We start from the raw sequence: 16,032 nt of genomic DNA on the forward strand, positions 1-16,032 counted from the left end.
CCGGCGGCGCGACCGTCTCCTCCACGTACCGCCACGCCCGAAACCGGGTCATGGCGATGTGGGCCCTGAGGCCAGATAGGCCGCCATCAGCCGTACGACCTCCTCCGGACAGTCGGTGGTCAGCGCGTGGCCGCAGCCGTCGAGTTCGCGCACCTGCACGGCGGGCATCCGGCGAGCGTACTCCTGGGCCTGCCACACCGGGTTGACGGTGTCCTGGCGGCCCCAGATCACCAAGGTGGGCGTGGTGGTGGACGGCATGGCGGCCAGGGTTTCGCGCCAGTCCAGGCCACGTTCGAGCAGGACCTGGCTCTCCAGGTTGTCGGGGAAGGTGCCGGGTGCCCAGAACGCGTCGACGTCCTGCTCGAGGATCCTGCTCCGGTTGACGTGGATCCGGTCGAGCGCGGCGCGGGAGCTGGACCTGTCGGCGTAGTACCAGTTGTTCCACAGTTCCCCGACGACCGGGTACTTCATGAGTTCATAGACCCAGGTGTCGCGGGTGCTCGCGCCGGAGGGGGCCAGCAGGAGCAGGCTGCTGACGCGTTCGGGGTGGCGCTGGGCATAGGCCAGCGCCCAGCCTCCGCTCCACGACAGCCCGCCGAGCGCGGGACGCTCGATGCCCGCCGCGTTCAGGAACACGCCGATCGCCGTGGTCATCCCCCTCAGGTCCCAGGTGAAGTCGCGGTCCTTCAGCCGGGTGAACCCCTGACCGGGGAGGTCCACTACGAAGACCGTGTGGTCGCGGGCGAGCTCCGGCACCTGACGGCGCCAACCGTACGTCCATGAAGCCCCAGGCGACAGCAGCACGACGGGCGGGCCGGAGCCCTCCTTGACGTAGTGGAAGCGAGCGAGTGGGGTGTCGAGGAAGCGCGCGTTCGCCGGCGGCCGGTAGCCGGCCACCGCTGGGCGACAGCCGTACGCGCCGTAAAGTGCGGCGCCGACGGCCAGGGTGAGGACGAGGCTCAGGACCGCGAGCGTACGAGGTCTCATGGATGCTCTCCGTTCTGTGGGATTCCACCAGGAGGAGGCGACCGGGCCTCGGGAGGTTCCTCACGACTGCCATGCTTTGCGGAAGCTCCGGCGGGCGCGGTGCAGGCGCGATTTGACCGTCCCCTCCGGTACGTGCAGGAGCTGTGCGGCCTCTTCCTCCGGCAAGCCCTCCAGGTCACGCAGGACCAGCACCGCCCGATGTTCGGGTGACAGCCGCTCGAGCACGTCACGGATGTCCACCGCGCTCTCGACGTCCTGCCTCGACGGGAGTTCGGCGAGCTCCACCGCGTGGTGCCGCCGTTTCGCGATCCTGACTGCCTCCCGTACGGCTATCGCCCGCGCCCAGCCGTGGAGCGCCTGCGGATCGCGCAGGCTCCCCAGGTTCCGGAAGATCGAGATCAGCGCCTCCTGGACGGCGTCGGGCCCGTTGTCGAGCGCGATGGGCCCGCAGATCCGGCCGAGGTAGGGTGTCAACTCGCTCAGCAGGTCGTTCATGGCCATCGTGTCGCCGCCTTGCGCGGCGCGCACCAGGTCGGCGCTCATCGACGCACGACCCTCGCCTCGAGCCTGGCCAGCGCCTTCTCCCCCGCGGCCCGCACGCCCAGGGGCACCAGCGCCGCCCGGCCGGGAACGCGGACTCCTCCCGTCTGGGCGACCAGGGTTCCTCCCGGTACGGCTGCCGCCGCGACCCCGACGATCAGGAACCTGCTCTGCATCCAGCACCAGCCGGGCCGCAGCTCGATGTCGAACCTCGCACGCATGCCGTACCTGCTTCGCGCCTTGGCAACCAGGCGCTCGCTCCCGTGCCCGGACACGATGGTCAAGCGGCGCATGTCCGGCTCGAAGGTGCCGAACTCCTCTTCCAGGGCGCTCACCACGGACCAGACGTCCTCGAACGGGGCGGCGATGACGCGTTCGGCTATGTACGCCCCGGGGATGGCGGAGGCGAGCACCCGCAGCCTCCGTACCGGGTCCAGATCAGCAACAGGCCAAGTCATATCCATCCAGAGGCGTCGACCGTGGTGAAGGTTCCATGGAACCACCGGCGATTTCCGCGCCTCCTGCCGGATATGAGAATCTCCCTCCCAGCGGCCTTCGTCGCCGCCGTCCTGATGCTCGACGCGTTCCTTCACCTTTCCTGGTTGGTACGGCCGGCGACGGACCCGCGAGCGCTCTCCCTGGCGTTGCTCAACTTCGATACGCCCTTCACCGCGCGCGTCCTCGTGCCCCTGATCGCCATACTCACCGTCGCAGCCCTCTCGGTGATCGCCGTCTCCCGCGGGCGGGGCGGTCGGCTCGCCAAGGCGGTCACTCTCGCTCTGGGCGCCGGGCTGCTCGCGCGTGCGGAACTCGGCCTCGCCTGGGCCTTCGGGCTGGGCACGGATACCAGCGCCCCGTTCTACTGGCTCAACCTGCTGCTCTACACCCCGTTGTGCGTGGCGCTGGCGTTCGCGACCGGTGCCGTGCTGATGCGGGCTTAGGCTCCACCAGCGAAACACCTTTGGGGCAGAAGGTACTGAAGTACAGCACAATCGATGTATGGGACACCCTCGGCAACCCGGCCCGCGGGAATACCCCGGTGTGGCAGCTGCTCTGGTCGTGATCCTGGCGGTGCTTCTGCCGGGCGGCCTCACGTTCAGCGTGTACAAGTACCTCGGCCCGAACACCGCCACTGCTTCGCCGGCAAGAGACCCCACGCCCGAGCCCAAGGAGCCGGGCCCCAGCGAGAAGGAGCGCCCGGACTCACCGATCGACGCCGGCGAATACGGCGACTGGGACTTCCGGGTGGGCAGCGTCACGTTCAAGGCCGAGAAGGTGGGCGGCTGGACGTACGACTCCTGTGCGCCGGTGGACAGGCACGGCGTGCTGGCCAGGAACAAGTGCGAGCGCGTCGTTCAACTGGCCTATACGGCCTACCGAGGGCATCTCACGGCGATCCAGGTCATCATGTCCTTCCCGACCGCGAAGGCGGCCAAGGCCACGGCCACGCGGCTGGCGAGCTCCTCCGGGGCGGTGAAATGGCGCCGGGACAAGATGCTCGACAAGTACGTCTACGGCAAGCGACGGGTGGCCTCGACCGAGAGGTACGTCCTCCTCACGATCGTCACCGCCGACAGGACAGCCCAGGCGAAGGCCACGCGGTTCCACCACTACCTGCACACGGATCGCTCGAACGGCTTCCTCTTCCGCGACTCGGCCGCTTCGGACTGAGCGGTCACCGCCGCTCGCGTCTGACTCGTCCGTAAGCTGAGGGTGTGTCCCCCGCTCTGGTCCTGCTCGACGGCGTCCGCTGGCGGGGTCTGCGCGTAATCGGCGATCGTGCGCAGACCCTGCTCTCCGTGCTCACCATGCACGGGCGTGCTGGGGTCAGTGACGAGCGCCTGGTCGAGGAGCTGTGGCCCGATGGGGCGCCGGCCAATCCGACGAAGGCGCTGCAGGTGGTCGTCTCGCGGACCAGGGCGGCGACCAGCGCTGATGTCGTGGTGCGGATCCCGCGTGGTTACCGGCTCGGGCTGGCCGCCGATCAGGTGGACGCGCTGCTGGTCGGCGCGCTGGTGAAGGAGGCGCGGGCCGCGCTGGGCGAGGACGACGTGGCGCTCGCGCGTCGCCGCGCCGAAGAGGCCATGGGTCTCGTGGCCGGCGGCTCGGATGGTGCCACGGGCGCGCTCGCCGAGCTGAGGGGCATGGCAGCGCAGTGGGCGGCCGAGGCGCGTCGGGTGGCGGCGATCGCGCGGGGCCGGAGCGGCGCTCACGAGGCCGCGCTGCCGCTGCTGGAGGAGGCCGCGGCCGACGGGCCGCACGACGAGGAGCTGCTGGCCTGCCTGCTGCGGAGCGAGGCCGCCGTACGAGGTGCCGCCGCCGCCCTGGAGCGCTACGAGCGCTATCGCGCGGGCCTGGTGGCGCGGCTCGGCACCGAACCAGGGCCCGAACTCGCCCGCGTGTACGCCGAACTCCTCGTCGCGGACCGGCCGGTGCGTGCGGGCATCCTGTTCGACGGCTCCTCGTTGCTCGGCCGCGACGGCGACATCCATGCGGTGCACGCCCTGTTGCGGACCAACCGGGTGGTCTCCATCATCGGCCCCGGCGGGCTGGGCAAGACGCGGCTGGCTCATGTCGTCGGCAGAGACGTCGCGCAGCCCGTCGCTCACTTCGTCGAGCTCGTCGGCGTGTCCTCGCCCGAGGGCGTGGTGGGCGAGGTCGGCTCGGCGCTCGGGGTTCGGGATTCGGTCAGAGGGCGTCGGGTCCTGACCGCTGAGCAGCGCTCAGACGTCCGCGCCCGGATCGCCCAGCATCTCGATCAGGCTCCGGCGCTGCTGATCCTGGACAACTGCGAGCACGTGATCGAGGCCGTCGCCGACCTGGTGGCGTTCCTGACCGTGACGACCCGCGACCTGCGGGTGCTCACGACCTCGCGCGCCCCCTTGTCGATCCCCGCCGAACGCGTCTACCCGCTCGGCGAGCTGCCCACGGCCGACGCGGTGGAGTTGTTCCGCCAGCGCGCCACGGCCGCTCGCCCGGGTGTGCGGATCGACGAGGGAGTGGTCGAAGAGATCGTCGCCCGCCTTGACGGGCTGCCGCTCGCGATCGAGCTGGCAGCGGCCAAGGTACGGGCGATGTCGGTGGAGGAGATCGCCCGACGCCTGGCGGACCGGTTCGCCCTGCTGCGCGGCGGGAACCGGACGGCCCCCGATCGGCACCAGACGCTGCTCGCGGTCATCGAGTGGTCGTGGAATCTGCTGGACGAGCCAGAACGGCTGGCGTTGCGGTGGATGTCGCTGTTCAGCGACGGTTTCACGCTGACCGCGGCCGAGCACGTACTGGGCTCGGACGCCCTGTACGTGGTGAACGCGCTGACCGAGCAGTCGATGCTGAGCGTCCGCGAGACGACGTACGGCCTGCGATACCGGATGCTGGAGACCGTCAGGGAGTTCGGGCGGATGCGGCTGAAGGAGGCCGGCGAAGAGGCGTCCGCCCGGGCGGCGCAGCGGGCCTGGGCGACGGCGTACGCCCTCGAACACGGCCGCAAGCTGTTCGGCCCGGCGCAGTTCGCGGCGGCCGACGCGTTGCACGCGGAAGAGAGCAACCTCGCCGATCTGCTCCGGCAGGCCCTCGGCGAGCCCGATCCCGTCATGACGGTCCAGTTGCTGGCCGGCGTCGGCGCGCTGTGGTCGATCCGCGGCGACCACTCCCGGATTCTCGTTCACCGGGACGCGATCGCCCAGGTGGTCAGCGACTGGATGCCGCCGCCGCAACTCTTCGAGGTGGCCAGGGCCGCCATGCTGATCACGCTCATGAACAGCCTGAACTTCACCGGCCGCGGCAGCGGTCCGATGCGCGACCTTCTCCGTGCGCTGCCCGCCGGCAGCGAGACGGATCCCCGGATGGCGGCGATCGCCACGGTGCTGCTCGCGTGCGACGCGGACGACGGCGCCGACCTGCGCCGCCGGCTGGAGGAGCTGTCCCGGAGCACCGACCGCGACGTGGTTTGGGCGGCGACGCAGATGAGCGCCCAGGTCCTGGAGAACACGGGAGACGTCACCGGGGCGATCGAGGCCGCCGAGCGGACCCTGACGATGCACCGCGAGGACGAGGGGCCGTGGTTCGCCGCGATCATGCACGCCATGCTGGCCCACCTGGTCATGCAGCTCGGCGACCGACGGCGGGCGGTCGGACACGCGCGTACCGCCATCCCGGTGCTGAGTCGGCTCGGCGCCGCCGACGACGAGGTCCAGCTCCGCTCGGTGCTGCTGGTCTCCGCTCTCGCCGACGGCGACCTCGACACCGCGGAGGCCGAACTCGCCGAGATCATCCGGATCAACGACAACGAGACCGTGCTCGGCGGGGTGGCCATGGCCTCGTTGTGCGCGGCCGAGCTAGCCCTGGCCCGCGGCAGGACGGCCGCCGCGCTCGCGGAATACCGCCTGGCCGTTCAGCGGGCGCACGACCTGCGTCTGCCCGGGGTGCTGCGCGAGGAGGTCTCGCCGTGGACGATCAGCGCGGAGTCGGTCACTCTGACCGCGTACGCGTACCACGCCCCGCCGGAAGACGCCCGGTACGGCGAGGAACTGTTCTCCACCGTCCAGGGCTACGACCTGCTGGCCGCGGACAACCCGATCCTCGACTATCCGCTGTGTGGCTTGATGCTCTTCGCGCTCGGGGCGTGGGGGTTGCTGCGCGGAGCCATGGCCCCCCGCGACGCGGTCGGGCTGCTGGTGCTGGCCGAACGGTTCGCGTACAACACCAGCATGCCCAGCATGGCCTTCGAGCGGATCGAACCGTACGCGGAGCGGGCAGCGCCCGGGATGATCGCCGCCCTGCGGGCCGAGTACGGCGATCGGCGCGGCTCCGACCTGCTCGACGAGGCGCGGAGTCTCGTCGAGCGGGTCTCCGGCCACGACGGGCGCCGGTCACATGTGCCGCTTGTAGCTGCGTACCGACAGCGGGGCGAAGATCCCGATGACGATCAGGCAGGCCAGCATCGTCCAGGCCACCTCTCCACTGACGAGGCCGCTGTTGGCGAGGTCGCGGGTGGCCGTGACCAGGTGTGAGACCGGGTTGAACCGGACGAACGCGGCCAGCCAGCCGGGCAGGGTCTCGACGGGGACGAACGCGTTCGACAGGAACGTCAGCGGGAACAAGATCATCATGGAGATGCCCTGCACTGCCTGGGCGCTGCGGGCTATGGTGCCGACCCAGGTGAAAACCCACGCCAGCGACCAGCCCGTGAAGATCGCCAGCAGGATCGCGGCGAGCACGCCGCCCGCTCCACCACCCGGGCGGTAGCCCATCACCAGACCCATGCCGAAGGTCAGAGCGGCCGCGATCGTGTAGCGCACCAGGTCGGCCACCATAGGGCCGGCGAGCGGCGCGATCCGGGCGATCGGCAGCGACTTGAACCGGTCGAAGACGCCCTTCTCCATGTCCTCGCGCAGCTGCGTGCCCGTGGCCATGCACGTCGTCAGCACGGTCTGGGCGAGGATGCCGGGGATCATCAGGGGGAGGTAGCTCTCCACGTCACCGGCGATGGCGCCGCCGAAGATGAAGGCGAACATCGCGGTGAACAGGATGGGCTGCAGCGTCACGTCGAAGAACTGCTCCGGGTTGCGGCGCATCTTCTTGAGCGCCCGCCACGCCATCGTCAGGGTCTGCCCGATCGTCTCCCCCATGGAGACCCGACGCCGGGCGGCCGCCACGCGGTCGGCGGCCCGTACCGCCTCGCGGGCGGGTGCGATCACGGTGCTCATCGGTTCTCCTTCGTGCCGGCCCCCGCGCCGGTCCCATTCGTCTCGTGGCCGGTGAGGGCGAGGAACACCTCGTCCAAGCTGGGCTTGGCCACGCTCACCGAGGCGATCGACACCCCGGCGGTGCGCAGCGCGATCAGTACGTCCGCGGCCAGGTCGGCCTGGTCGAGGGCGATGTTGAGGCGGCCCTGCTCCGGGCTGAGTACCGGGTCCTCGCCGAGGACGCGCCGTACGATCTCCACAGCGGCGGGCACCTCGCCCGGCTCGGCGAGCAGCAACTGGAGTGTGGAGTTGCCGACCTCGGTCTTCAGCTCGTCGGGCGTGCCCTCGGCGACTTTGCGGCCATGGTCGATGACGGCGACCCGATCGGCGAGCTGATCGGCCTCGTCCAGATATTGCGTGGTCAGCAGCACCGTGCAGCCATCGGCGACCAGACCGCGGATGGTGTCCCACATCTGGCCGCGGGTGCGCGGGTCGAGACCGGTGGTCGGCTCGTCGAGGAAGATCAGCGGTGGCCTGGTGATCAGGCTGGCCGCCAGGTCGAGGCGCCGGCGCATGCCCCCGGAGAAGTGCGCGATCGCCTTGTCGGCGGCCTCTTCCAGGCCGAACTGGCCCAGCAGTTCGGTGGCGATGCGCCGGGCGCGCGGCGCGGCGACGCCCTGCAGGCGGCCGAAGAGCCAGAGGTTCTCGCGGGCCGTCAGGTTCTCGTCGACCGACGCGTATTGTCCGGTGACGCCGACCAGCTGGCGGATCACGTGCGGGTTGCCGGCCACGTCGACCCCGAAGATCTCGGCGCGGCCCGCGTCGATCCTCAGCAGGGTGGCCAGCATCCGTATCGTGGTGGTCTTGCCGGCGCCGTTGGGGCCGAGGACGCCGAAGATCTCACCGGGGCGTACGTCCAGGTCGATCCCGTCGACGGCGCGGTGCTCGCCGAACGTCTTGACCAGCCCTCGCGCCCGTACGGCCAGATCGGCGCCCCCGTCGAGGGCGGGTGCGCCCTCGGTGCGTCCGAGTTCTGTGATGCTCATGGCTTCACTTTCGGCGGCGCCGGTTTCACGGCACCCTCGACCGGGTTTCACCGGTTGCCGCGAGCGAGCCGGATTCCGGTGCTCGGCATGATCCCGATCCGGCGGTGGTGGTGGGGTGAAGGGCGCACTAAGGTCAGTTCGTGCTGCCTCTCTCACCTGCGGATCCGGCTCAGATCAACGGCTTCCGGCTGAGCGGTGTACTCGGTCGAGGCGGGCAGGGGTCGGTGTACTTAGGGCAGGACGCCGCCGGGGGGAAGGTGGCGGTGAAGGTGCTGCACACGCAGGTGGAGGATGCGGAAACGCACCGGCGATTCCTGCGGGAGACGGAGGCGGCGCGGCGGGTGGCGCCGTTCTGCACGGCTCGGGTGCTGGAGGTCGGGGTCGCCGACGGCCGGCCGTACATCGTGAGCGAGTTCATCACCGGGCCCTCGCTGGAACGGCTGGTGAGAGGCGAGGGGGCGCGGTTCGGCAGCGGGCTGGAACGGTTGGCGGTGACCACGTTGACCGCGCTGGCCGCCATCCACCGCGCCGGGATCGTGCACCGGGACTTCAAGCCGAGCAATGTGATCATGGGGCCCGAGGGGCCGGTTGTGATCGACTTCGGGATCGCCAGGGCGCTCGATCAGACCGCCACCAGCAGCGTGATGGGGACGCCCGCGTTCATGGCGCCCGAGCAGTTCGCGGGCGAGGTGGTCGGGCCGGCGGCGGACCTGTTCAGCTGGGCCGGCACGATGGTGTTCGCGGCTACCGGGCAGCAGGCGTTCAAAGGGGACACGATGCCCGCCCTGATGCACTCCATCCTGACCACCGAGCCGGATCTGTCCGAGGTGCCGGAGGGGTTGCGGCCGCTGCTCGCGCACTGCCTGGCCAAGAACCCGGAGGTACGGCCCGGCGCCGAAGAACTGCTGGGCCTGCTGACGGGACAGGAGCCGGGGGCGGCGACCGGACCGCGGAGCGGGCCCGTGCCGGCTGGGACGTTGTTCCTCCCCGGCCCAGGGAGCCGGCCTCGCTCCCATGCTCCGCAGTTGGTCGCCCCGGCGGTGGCGCTGGTCTTGATGGCCCTGCTCTCGCTGACCTTGTTCGCCCAGGGTCTGGACCTCCTCGCAGGGGTGGCCTTCGAGCACCACAGGCACGTCCTGTCCCTGCCGGGCTGGATCATGATCAGCATGGGCTGCCTGATCCTGACGGTTCCCGCCTTCTGCGTGGCGGTGTGGCGCCACAGTGTGCCCTCGGCGATCAGCATGGCGCTCGTGATCCCGCTGGCCCTGGTCTTCCTGTTCTGGGGGATCGTCCTGCGCACCGAGGACGACCTGCCCGAGGTGCTGCTCGCGATCGGCCCCGCCGTCCTGCTGGGCGTGGTGACCGCGGTTTCCGCACTCCTGCTGTGGCGGCTGAACGCCCTCGTCGCGGTGCTCGGCGGGATCGGCGGCCTGCTGATGTCGGTGGAGGCCGTCGGTCACTTCGTGGACCTGATGCCGGGGCCGATGGGGCATACCTTCAGGGTCCTGCTGATGGCGGTCATCCTGCTCACCAGGTTCACGCTCGGCGCCTGGGCCGCGCTGCTGGGCGTCGTGCTCATGCTGCGGGCCGTACAGAGCAGAGCCGGTGTGTCGCGTCCGCTCAGCGGCACATCGCGTCGATGAGATCTGAGAAATGCGGGAACTCCGCTCGTGCGGCAGTCACGATCTGGGTGGGGGAACGGCGGCGGCCGGATGCGTGTCGTTCGGCGATGGCACGGAAGGCCTCGTTCGGCTGTGCGGAGGAGCCGGGGTCCCTGAAGGCCTCGGCGGGGCCCAGACCGGCGGCGAACAGCCAGAGGAGGTCGCCGAGATCGCGGGCGATCACACCGCGCTCGCCCTCGGACCCGAGGTGGACGACGGGCTGGTCGATGATCGCCGCATCGGGCCGTACCAGCCAGAAGCCGGTGTAGTCACCCGTCCCGGTCGCGCCGAAGAAGCGGAACTCGCTGCCGTCGACCTCTTGGTTGCCGGTCCACAGGCGGAGCCACCATGCCGTCCGGTCGGGCTCCTCGAACCGGTCGTATGGCTCGAAGTCGCAGCCGCGGGCCTCGTCGGTTTCCTCGTCCCACTCCCACTCGAAGCCGACCTCGGCCACCTCGGCCAGGGCAGTGGGTAATGCGAGATCTGCAGACATGTTCGCCACCCCGAAAGATTAGACGAAACGGCTGTCTTTCCCGAGCTGTGGCGCCGTTGGCGTTACCGGCGCCGTTCGAGCGTGAGCAGCGTCTCGGAGAACACGGGCGCCGGCGCGCCGGGATCGGCGGCGACAGCCTGCTCCAGGCGGCGGAAGCCGACCTCCAGCTCGTCGGGGCTGAGCTGAGCGAAGAACGAAAGGGTGCGCAGGCGCAGCCGTTCGAGCATGTCAGCGCGGGTGCCGGCGGACGGCTCTGTGACCGTGCCGAAGCCGGCGACGCGCCAGCCGCCCGACGTGAACATCTCGATGACCTCGTGCAGCGGCTGGAACAGCGAGGCGTCCGCCTCGAAGCCGCGGGGGAAGTGCTCCAGCCACCACGGCCTGGGGTGGTGGTCGCTGAAATTCGCGCGCAGTAGCAGCCGCCCGCCGGGCTTGAGCACCCTGGCCAGCTCCCGGACCGCCTGCGGCTTGTCCTGGACGTGGTGCCAGGACAAGAACATGAGAGCGTAGTCGGCACTGCCGGACGGCACCGGCAGGTCCTCGGCGGAGCCTGCCAGATAGCGCACGCCGGGATCCATGGACTGCGCCTGCGCGATCTCGCGCATGCGGACCGACGGCTCGACGCCGGTGACCGGCCCGAACGCTCGCGCCAGCGCGGGGGTGAACCTGCCCGTCCCTGAGCCGACGTCCAGCCCCGCCAGCGGACGCCGCTCGGGCAGCACCGCGCCGAAGGCACTGATCCATACCTGCGACTGCTGCTCGGTCAGCGCACGGCCACGTGCGTAGTCCTTGTACTGCTCCGTGTCGTAGTCGATCCGCCTCATCGCAGCTCCCGCGTCAGCCGGGCCACGGCAAACCGTCTGCCCGATATATCGACCTGATACATCGGCACGATATGCAGTGTCCTGTCATGCCGCAAGCCCCGCATGGCGGGCGGGTGCTCCTGCACCAGCGCGGAACGATCTTTTCTGGCGCATGAAGCACGTTGTATCGGCCAAGCAAATGTGATTGTCAAGTCGGACTCGTATGTGTGCGCCAAAGCAGTCAAAGATCGGCCATCATGCAGGGTGTACAGGCGATCCACACCCCGAGGAGGACGCCGTGTTCCGGCGAGGCACCCAGCCGCTGCGGTACTACGTCTACGTGTCCGACAACAAGCTGGACATGCTGTACGAACAGATCGATCCCGCTCTGCGCAAGCGGATCAGCGCCGAGGTCAAGGTTGATCTGAAAGTCGCCAGCGTGACGCTACAACAAGCGGAGCAGGCGACTGCGGCCCGCATGACCAAACTTCGGATGGTCGAGCGTTATATCGACACTCACTGCAAGGTGGGAGGCGTGTCGGCTCCGGGCCGGGAGTTCTTCCGTGGACGTATGGAAATGCGGTGGGGTTGGCTTGAGCGAGATGCGGCAACCGATCGGCCCAGCCCTGTGGTGCTGTTCTGCGGACTGACTGACGATGACTTCGTCGTCCTTGGAGGGTCGCGCGGACATGTTCTGGGCCAGCACCCCGAGGACAGTTCCGTTGCCCTACTCGGGTACAGCCTGTTTCCCGGCCTGGTCGAGATGCTGGGGCCCTACGTCTCTCAGCTCCAACCGAAAATCGACGACGACGTTCGGAACGGGTCTCCCCAATGGCGACAGGAGAGAGGGGACCGATACATCTGGCAGGCCTTGAAGGCCGCTGAACAGGCGACGCTGAACGGGCATCTTCAACACCTCGACTTCCTCGCTGTTCCCCTCGGAGAAGCGCGCGCCGTCGGGGTGGACGGCACACCGATGCACGCCGTGATAGGCACTCCGGTCTACGTCGCGCACGCCCGCTGAACTGGACACGTCCAGCATTCCCCACGCCGGGCGGGTGACCGACTTGCACCCTCGAAGCCCCGCCTTCTCAGGTAGACCATTCCGCGTATAGGGATTCCAGGAGTCTGGGGGACGGATAGTGCGATGGCAGCCGGACGAAGTAATCGACGGGCGATATCAGGTCGTTCGACAGCTCGGCGAAGGCGGAATGGGGGTGGTCTACCAGGTTCGCCATTTGGAGTGGCAGGTCGATCTGGCAGTGAAGCGACCAAATGAACGCATGTTCCGCACGCAGGATGACAAGCGGGAGTTTGTGGCCGAGGCCGAGACCTGGGTGAATCTCGGACTTCATCCGCACCTGTGTGGCTGCCACTACATCCGCGACATCGACGGGGTTCCGGCCATCTTCGTCGAGTATCTGTCCGAGGGGAACGTGTGCGATCGGATAACGGACGGCACTCTGTACGGCGGGGAGCAGGCGCTGGCCCGGATGGTGGATCTGTCGATACAGATCGCCTGGGGGCTTGAGTACGCGCATGGCCGGGGGCTGGTGCATCGGGATGTCAAGCCCAGTAATGTCTTGCTCGGCACGCGCTGGACGGCCAAGGTCACGGACTTCGGGCTGGCGCAAGTCAAGGGGGGTGGGGCTGCCGCCGACCGTCCGGACTCCGGCGTGCTCGTCCCCAACTCCGGTCTGATGATGTCGCCGCCCTATGCGTCACCGGAGCAGATCAGGGGTGAGCCGCTCGGCCATCACACGGACGTGTTCAGCTTCGCCGTATCGGTTCTGGAGATGTTCACGGGCCGGCTCGACTGGGGCTCCGGGCTGGTCGCGGCCGACAGGCTGCGCCGTTGCTTTTCCGAAGGATCGATCGAAGCAGGCCCCCCTCGCATGCCCGCGGACGTCTTCGGCCTGCTCGACCGGTGCCTGCGGACCGACCCTGATGAGCGCCCCGCGACCATGGCGGAGATCGCCACGGAGCTCAAAGAGATCTATGGCCGGATTGCCGGCCGCCCCTATGTACGTCAGGAACCGGTCACAGCCGACCTTCGCGCCGGTGAACTCAACAACCGCGCCCTTTCTTTCCTGGACCTCGGCCGGACGGTCCAGGCCGACACGGCGCTGGACGAGGCGCTGTCCGCCGATCCTCAGCACCCGATAGTGACCTACAACGCGGGGCTGTTGCGGTGGAGACGCGGCGAGCTGACCGATGAAGAGGTGATCGCCCAGCTCGAGTCCGCAGGCGGTGGTTCCCCATTGGCCAAGCGTCTGCTGGCCCACGTTCATCTGGAACGCGGCGACACCACCACGGCAACCGAGCTCGCCGAAGGATTTCACGGGAGCGAGCCCGACCTGGCAGCCGCAATGCGCCTTGTCAGAACCGGCCACATCATCGACGCCTCCTGCGGGCATGTCGGGCCCGCCTTCTCCAACGCCTGGCCTTCCGGCGGCCATGCGCTGGCATTGTCGGCCGACGCGACCTGCTTTCTGATCGGCCAGGACAACGGAGACATCTGCGTCAAAGATCCGAACGGCAGGGAGAGGACTCTCGGCGGCCACCGTGCGAAGGTCACCGTCACCGACGTGACCCCGGACGGACGGTTCGGGGCCAGTTCCTCGCTGGATGGGACCGTTCGGATCTGGGATCTTCGAAGAGGCGGCTGCCTGCGCGCTTTCAGGGTTGATCCCGTGCACGAGGATGGCTACAGCTTCCTCGTGCGGATCAGCGCCGACGGACGGTCGGTAATCTGGGAGGACGGCGATCACCGGGCGCAGGTCTGGGACATCCCCAGCGGAAGGCGGCTGAGCACTCTCGGTGCGCCGTCCCAGTACCGCATGAGCGTCGCGCTGAACGCCGCCGGGTCGCTGGCTCTGACCAGCAGCATCGGAGGCATCGTCGAGCTCTGGAACGTCGGCGACGGCAGCCGTCTGCGACAACTGGTCGGGCCCATTGGTTCGGGGATTCTTCTGCAGTTCAGCCCGGACGAACGCCACGCCGTGGTCGGCGGTGGACTGCAAGCTCTTGGGCGCGAGATCTGGCGGTGGGACCTGCGGACAGGTCGCCATCAAGTGCTCAGAGGGCACTCCGCGACCGTCCACTCCTTCGCGATGAGTGGCGACGGGCGTTTCCTGGTCTCCGGCGCGGACGACGGGACCCTCCTGGTCTGGGACGTCACAAACCAGAGATGCCTGCGTACTTTTCGCGAGCACCAGGGTGCCGTGGTCAAGGTCTTCGTTGACGTCCTCGGCCGGGCGGCGCTCTCCTGGGGTTCCGACTCCACGATGCGCGGGTGGTCGCTGCCCAGTGACTACAGAGCCTCATGGCAGCTCAGCACTGTCCGCGACCAGGTGGAGCTGCGCAGATCGAAATCGGGCTTTGTCGCGCTGGTCGCCGAAGCAGAGCAGGCTATGGAAGAGGAGCGCTATCGGACGGCCCACGATCTGCTCGTCCGGGCAAGGGACGTCCCCGGTTATGAGCGTGAGGCCCGCCTCGTCGCCGCCTGGCGGAGACTGGGTCGGCACGCGATTCGCATCGGGCTGCGTGCGGCCGGCCCTGCCATCCCGATGCCCGTCCCACCGCCCCGCCGCAAGCCGCTGTCCAGCCGCCACCCCTACACGGTCTCGCCCGACGGACGGATCGCCCTCTGCGGCGACGGTACCGATCTCCAGTACGTCGAGCTCGATACCGGAACCGCCATCGAACTCTCGCCGGAGTCCCGCTACAGACATATGAACCGAGCGGTCCTGAGCCCGAACGGCCGCCAAGTGTTGATCTCAACCATCGACAGTAGACACGATCCAGACAACGAAAACCTTGCCCGGGAGAGCGTCTTCATGCTTTGGCAGCCCCAGGCGCAAAACCAACTCCGCATCCTGGAGCGCCGTTCGCCGACCGCGATGGCGTTCGGCCCCGACGGGCGGCACGCGCTCACCGGGTATCAGGACGGCAGCCTCGCCTGGTGGGATCTGGGCAAACCTAGTCGTGTTTGGATGATCGATGCCCACCCAGCCGAGATCAGCGACGTCTGGATCGGCCAGGATGGGCGGACCGCGGTGTCCTGCGGATGGGATCCGTCGGTCCGGATCTGGGACCTGCGCAGCGGGGCGCTCACCCACCGGCTTGAGCATCCAGAGCGTGTCCTCAGCGTCTGTTTGAGTGCCGACGGACGAACACTCCTCACCTGCAGCATCGGCGATCAGTCTGCGGTCCGGGTCTGGGACATGGGCACCGGCTCATGTCGACGTGCTTTCGGAGAACCATCCGCGCGGGCGACGATGGCCAGAATGGACGCAGAAGGTCATTACGCCGTCACAACCTGCGTTGACAGCGCCGTTCGCCTGTGGGACATCCACACTGGCACATGCCTGCGCACACTTGAAGCTCACACCCAAATCCACGGAGCGACGCTCTCCCCCGACGGCGCCTTCATCATCTCCTGGGACAGCGCAACCATGTCCTCCCGATCCATTCTGCGCTGGGAGCTGGAATGGGATCTCGCAGTACATGACCCCGCCGGCTGATGCGGGTTCGGCAGCGCCGCCGGCCGGGGGTTCACGACTACCGGGTCGGGCGGCTGGGCGGGGGTAGCGTGCAGGCCGGGCGGGGCCGGTCCAGCACCGAGCCGGGCGTCAGACAGGTGGGTACGGCCGCGACCCACCGGTCATAAGCCCGTAGGGGGTCCGGGCGCCGAGGCCCGGGACGCATTTTGCCCTGACCGGTACCGCAGATTCCGTCTGGCTGCAACCCGTTGACCCTGATGTGAACGCCATGTATACATACGCAATACTTGATGGATCCCCAACCCCAACGACT

At 68.8% G+C, this 16,032-nt stretch carries 12 protein-coding genes and 1 pseudogene; 6 read left to right on the forward strand and 7 right to left on the reverse strand.

Annotation, left to right across the window (positions count from 1 at the left end; genetic code table 11):
* Positions 1-48: 48 nt before the first annotated feature.
* The 3 genes from ABZS69_RS48430 to ABZS69_RS48440 are packed head-to-tail and all read right to left on the reverse strand — an operon-like array spanning position 49 to position 1,985.
* Positions 49-987, reverse strand: a complete 939-nt coding sequence (locus tag ABZS69_RS48430; protein ID WP_355385967.1) for an alpha/beta hydrolase — start codon at positions 985-987, stop codon at positions 49-51.
* A 60-nt stretch (positions 988-1,047) separates the two neighbouring features.
* The gene (locus tag ABZS69_RS48435) at positions 1,048-1,530 is read right to left on the reverse strand and encodes an RNA polymerase sigma factor (RefSeq protein ID WP_355385969.1); all 483 of its coding nucleotides are present in this window, start codon (positions 1,528-1,530) and stop codon (positions 1,048-1,050) included.
* On the reverse strand, positions 1,527-1,985 hold the full coding sequence (locus tag ABZS69_RS48440) for a hypothetical protein (RefSeq protein ID WP_355385972.1): 459 nt from the start codon (positions 1,983-1,985) through the stop codon (positions 1,527-1,529). Before ABZS69_RS48440 ends, ABZS69_RS48435 begins: the two co-directional genes overlap by 4 nt.
* 72 nt (positions 1,986-2,057) lie before the next feature.
* Here ABZS69_RS48440 and ABZS69_RS48445 point away from each other — a divergent pair, with 72 nt between their 5' ends.
* The 3 genes and pseudogenes from ABZS69_RS48445 to ABZS69_RS48455 form a co-directional block, all read left to right on the forward strand.
* Complete coding sequence (locus ABZS69_RS48445; protein WP_355385975.1) at positions 2,058-2,468, forward strand: hypothetical protein; 411 nt, start codon at positions 2,058-2,060, stop codon at positions 2,466-2,468.
* Positions 2,469-2,568: 100 nt separating this feature from the next.
* Positions 2,569-3,198 carry a hypothetical protein gene (locus tag ABZS69_RS48450; RefSeq protein ID WP_355385978.1) on the forward strand — a complete coding sequence of 210 codons (630 nt, stop codon included), beginning with the start codon at positions 2,569-2,571 and terminating at the stop codon, positions 3,196-3,198.
* Between the two features lie 137 nt (positions 3,199-3,335).
* Positions 3,336-4,709 (forward strand): annotated as a pseudogene (locus ABZS69_RS48455) (BTAD domain-containing putative transcriptional regulator); the annotation flags it as partial.
* Between the two features lie 1,686 nt (positions 4,710-6,395).
* Here ABZS69_RS48455 and ABZS69_RS48460 read toward each other — a convergent pair.
* Both ABZS69_RS48460 and ABZS69_RS48465 read right to left on the reverse strand, forming a co-directional pair.
* Positions 6,396-7,232 carry an ABC transporter permease gene (locus ABZS69_RS48460; protein WP_355385981.1) on the reverse strand — a complete coding sequence of 279 codons (837 nt, stop codon included), beginning with the start codon at positions 7,230-7,232 and terminating at the stop codon, positions 6,396-6,398.
* On the reverse strand, positions 7,229-8,257 hold the full coding sequence (locus ABZS69_RS48465; protein ID WP_355385984.1) for an ATP-binding cassette domain-containing protein: 1,029 nt from the start codon (positions 8,255-8,257) through the stop codon (positions 7,229-7,231). The genes ABZS69_RS48460 and ABZS69_RS48465 overlap by 4 nt, the downstream gene beginning before the upstream one ends.
* A 140-nt stretch (positions 8,258-8,397) precedes the next feature.
* Here ABZS69_RS48465 and ABZS69_RS48470 point away from each other — a divergent pair, with 140 nt between their 5' ends.
* Positions 8,398-9,900: a serine/threonine-protein kinase gene (locus tag ABZS69_RS48470; RefSeq protein WP_355385987.1), complete on the forward strand. Its 1,503-nt coding sequence runs from the start codon at positions 8,398-8,400 to the stop codon at positions 9,898-9,900.
* Here the strand turns inward: ABZS69_RS48470 and ABZS69_RS48475 are convergent.
* Both ABZS69_RS48475 and ABZS69_RS48480 read right to left on the reverse strand, forming a co-directional pair.
* Positions 9,878-10,411 carry an SMI1/KNR4 family protein gene (locus ABZS69_RS48475; protein WP_355385990.1) on the reverse strand — a complete coding sequence of 178 codons (534 nt, stop codon included), beginning with the start codon at positions 10,409-10,411 and terminating at the stop codon, positions 9,878-9,880. The two genes, ABZS69_RS48470 and ABZS69_RS48475, sit on opposite strands and share 23 nt — an antisense overlap.
* Positions 10,412-10,473: 62 nt before the next feature.
* On the reverse strand, positions 10,474-11,235 hold the full coding sequence (locus ABZS69_RS48480) for a class I SAM-dependent methyltransferase (protein ID WP_355385993.1): 762 nt from the start codon (positions 11,233-11,235) through the stop codon (positions 10,474-10,476).
* Between the two features lie 202 nt (positions 11,236-11,437).
* Here ABZS69_RS48480 and ABZS69_RS48485 point away from each other — a divergent pair, with 202 nt between their 5' ends.
* Positions 11,438-12,238, forward strand: a complete 801-nt coding sequence (locus ABZS69_RS48485) for an SAVMC3_10250 family protein (protein ID WP_355385996.1) — start codon at positions 11,438-11,440, stop codon at positions 12,236-12,238.
* Between the two features lie 118 nt (positions 12,239-12,356).
* Positions 12,357-15,740, forward strand: a complete 3,384-nt coding sequence (locus tag ABZS69_RS48490; protein ID WP_355385999.1) for a protein kinase — start codon at positions 12,357-12,359, stop codon at positions 15,738-15,740.
* The last annotated feature ends 292 nt before the right edge of the window (positions 15,741-16,032 follow it).

The sequence above is a fragment of the Nonomuraea sp. NPDC005650 genome (assembly GCF_040605375.1).
Lineage (GTDB): Bacteria > Actinomycetota > Actinomycetes > Streptosporangiales > Streptosporangiaceae > Nonomuraea.

Excerpts from the sequence above, each read along its gene's own strand:
- ABZS69_RS48475 (WP_355385990.1), bottom strand. The coding sequence starts at position 10,411 with ATGTCTGCAGATCTCGCATTACCCACTGCCCTGGCCGAGGTGGCCGAG.
- ABZS69_RS48435 (WP_355385969.1), bottom strand. The coding sequence starts at position 1,530 with ATGAGCGCCGACCTGGTGCGCGCCGCGCAAGGCGGCGACACGATGGCC.
- ABZS69_RS48445 (WP_355385975.1), top strand. The coding sequence starts at position 2,058 with ATGAGAATCTCCCTCCCAGCGGCCTTCGTCGCCGCCGTCCTGATGCTC.
- ABZS69_RS48460 (WP_355385981.1), bottom strand. The coding sequence starts at position 7,232 with ATGAGCACCGTGATCGCACCCGCCCGCGAGGCGGTACGGGCCGCCGAC.
- ABZS69_RS48480 (WP_355385993.1), bottom strand. The coding sequence starts at position 11,235 with ATGAGGCGGATCGACTACGACACGGAGCAGTACAAGGACTACGCACGT.
- ABZS69_RS48465 (WP_355385984.1), bottom strand. The coding sequence starts at position 8,257 with ATGAGCATCACAGAACTCGGACGCACCGAGGGCGCACCCGCCCTCGAC.
- ABZS69_RS48430 (WP_355385967.1), bottom strand. The coding sequence starts at position 987 with ATGAGACCTCGTACGCTCGCGGTCCTGAGCCTCGTCCTCACCCTGGCC.
- ABZS69_RS48440 (WP_355385972.1), bottom strand. The coding sequence starts at position 1,985 with ATGACTTGGCCTGTTGCTGATCTGGACCCGGTACGGAGGCTGCGGGTG.
- ABZS69_RS48485 (WP_355385996.1), top strand. The coding sequence starts at position 11,438 with ATGTGTGCGCCAAAGCAGTCAAAGATCGGCCATCATGCAGGGTGTACA.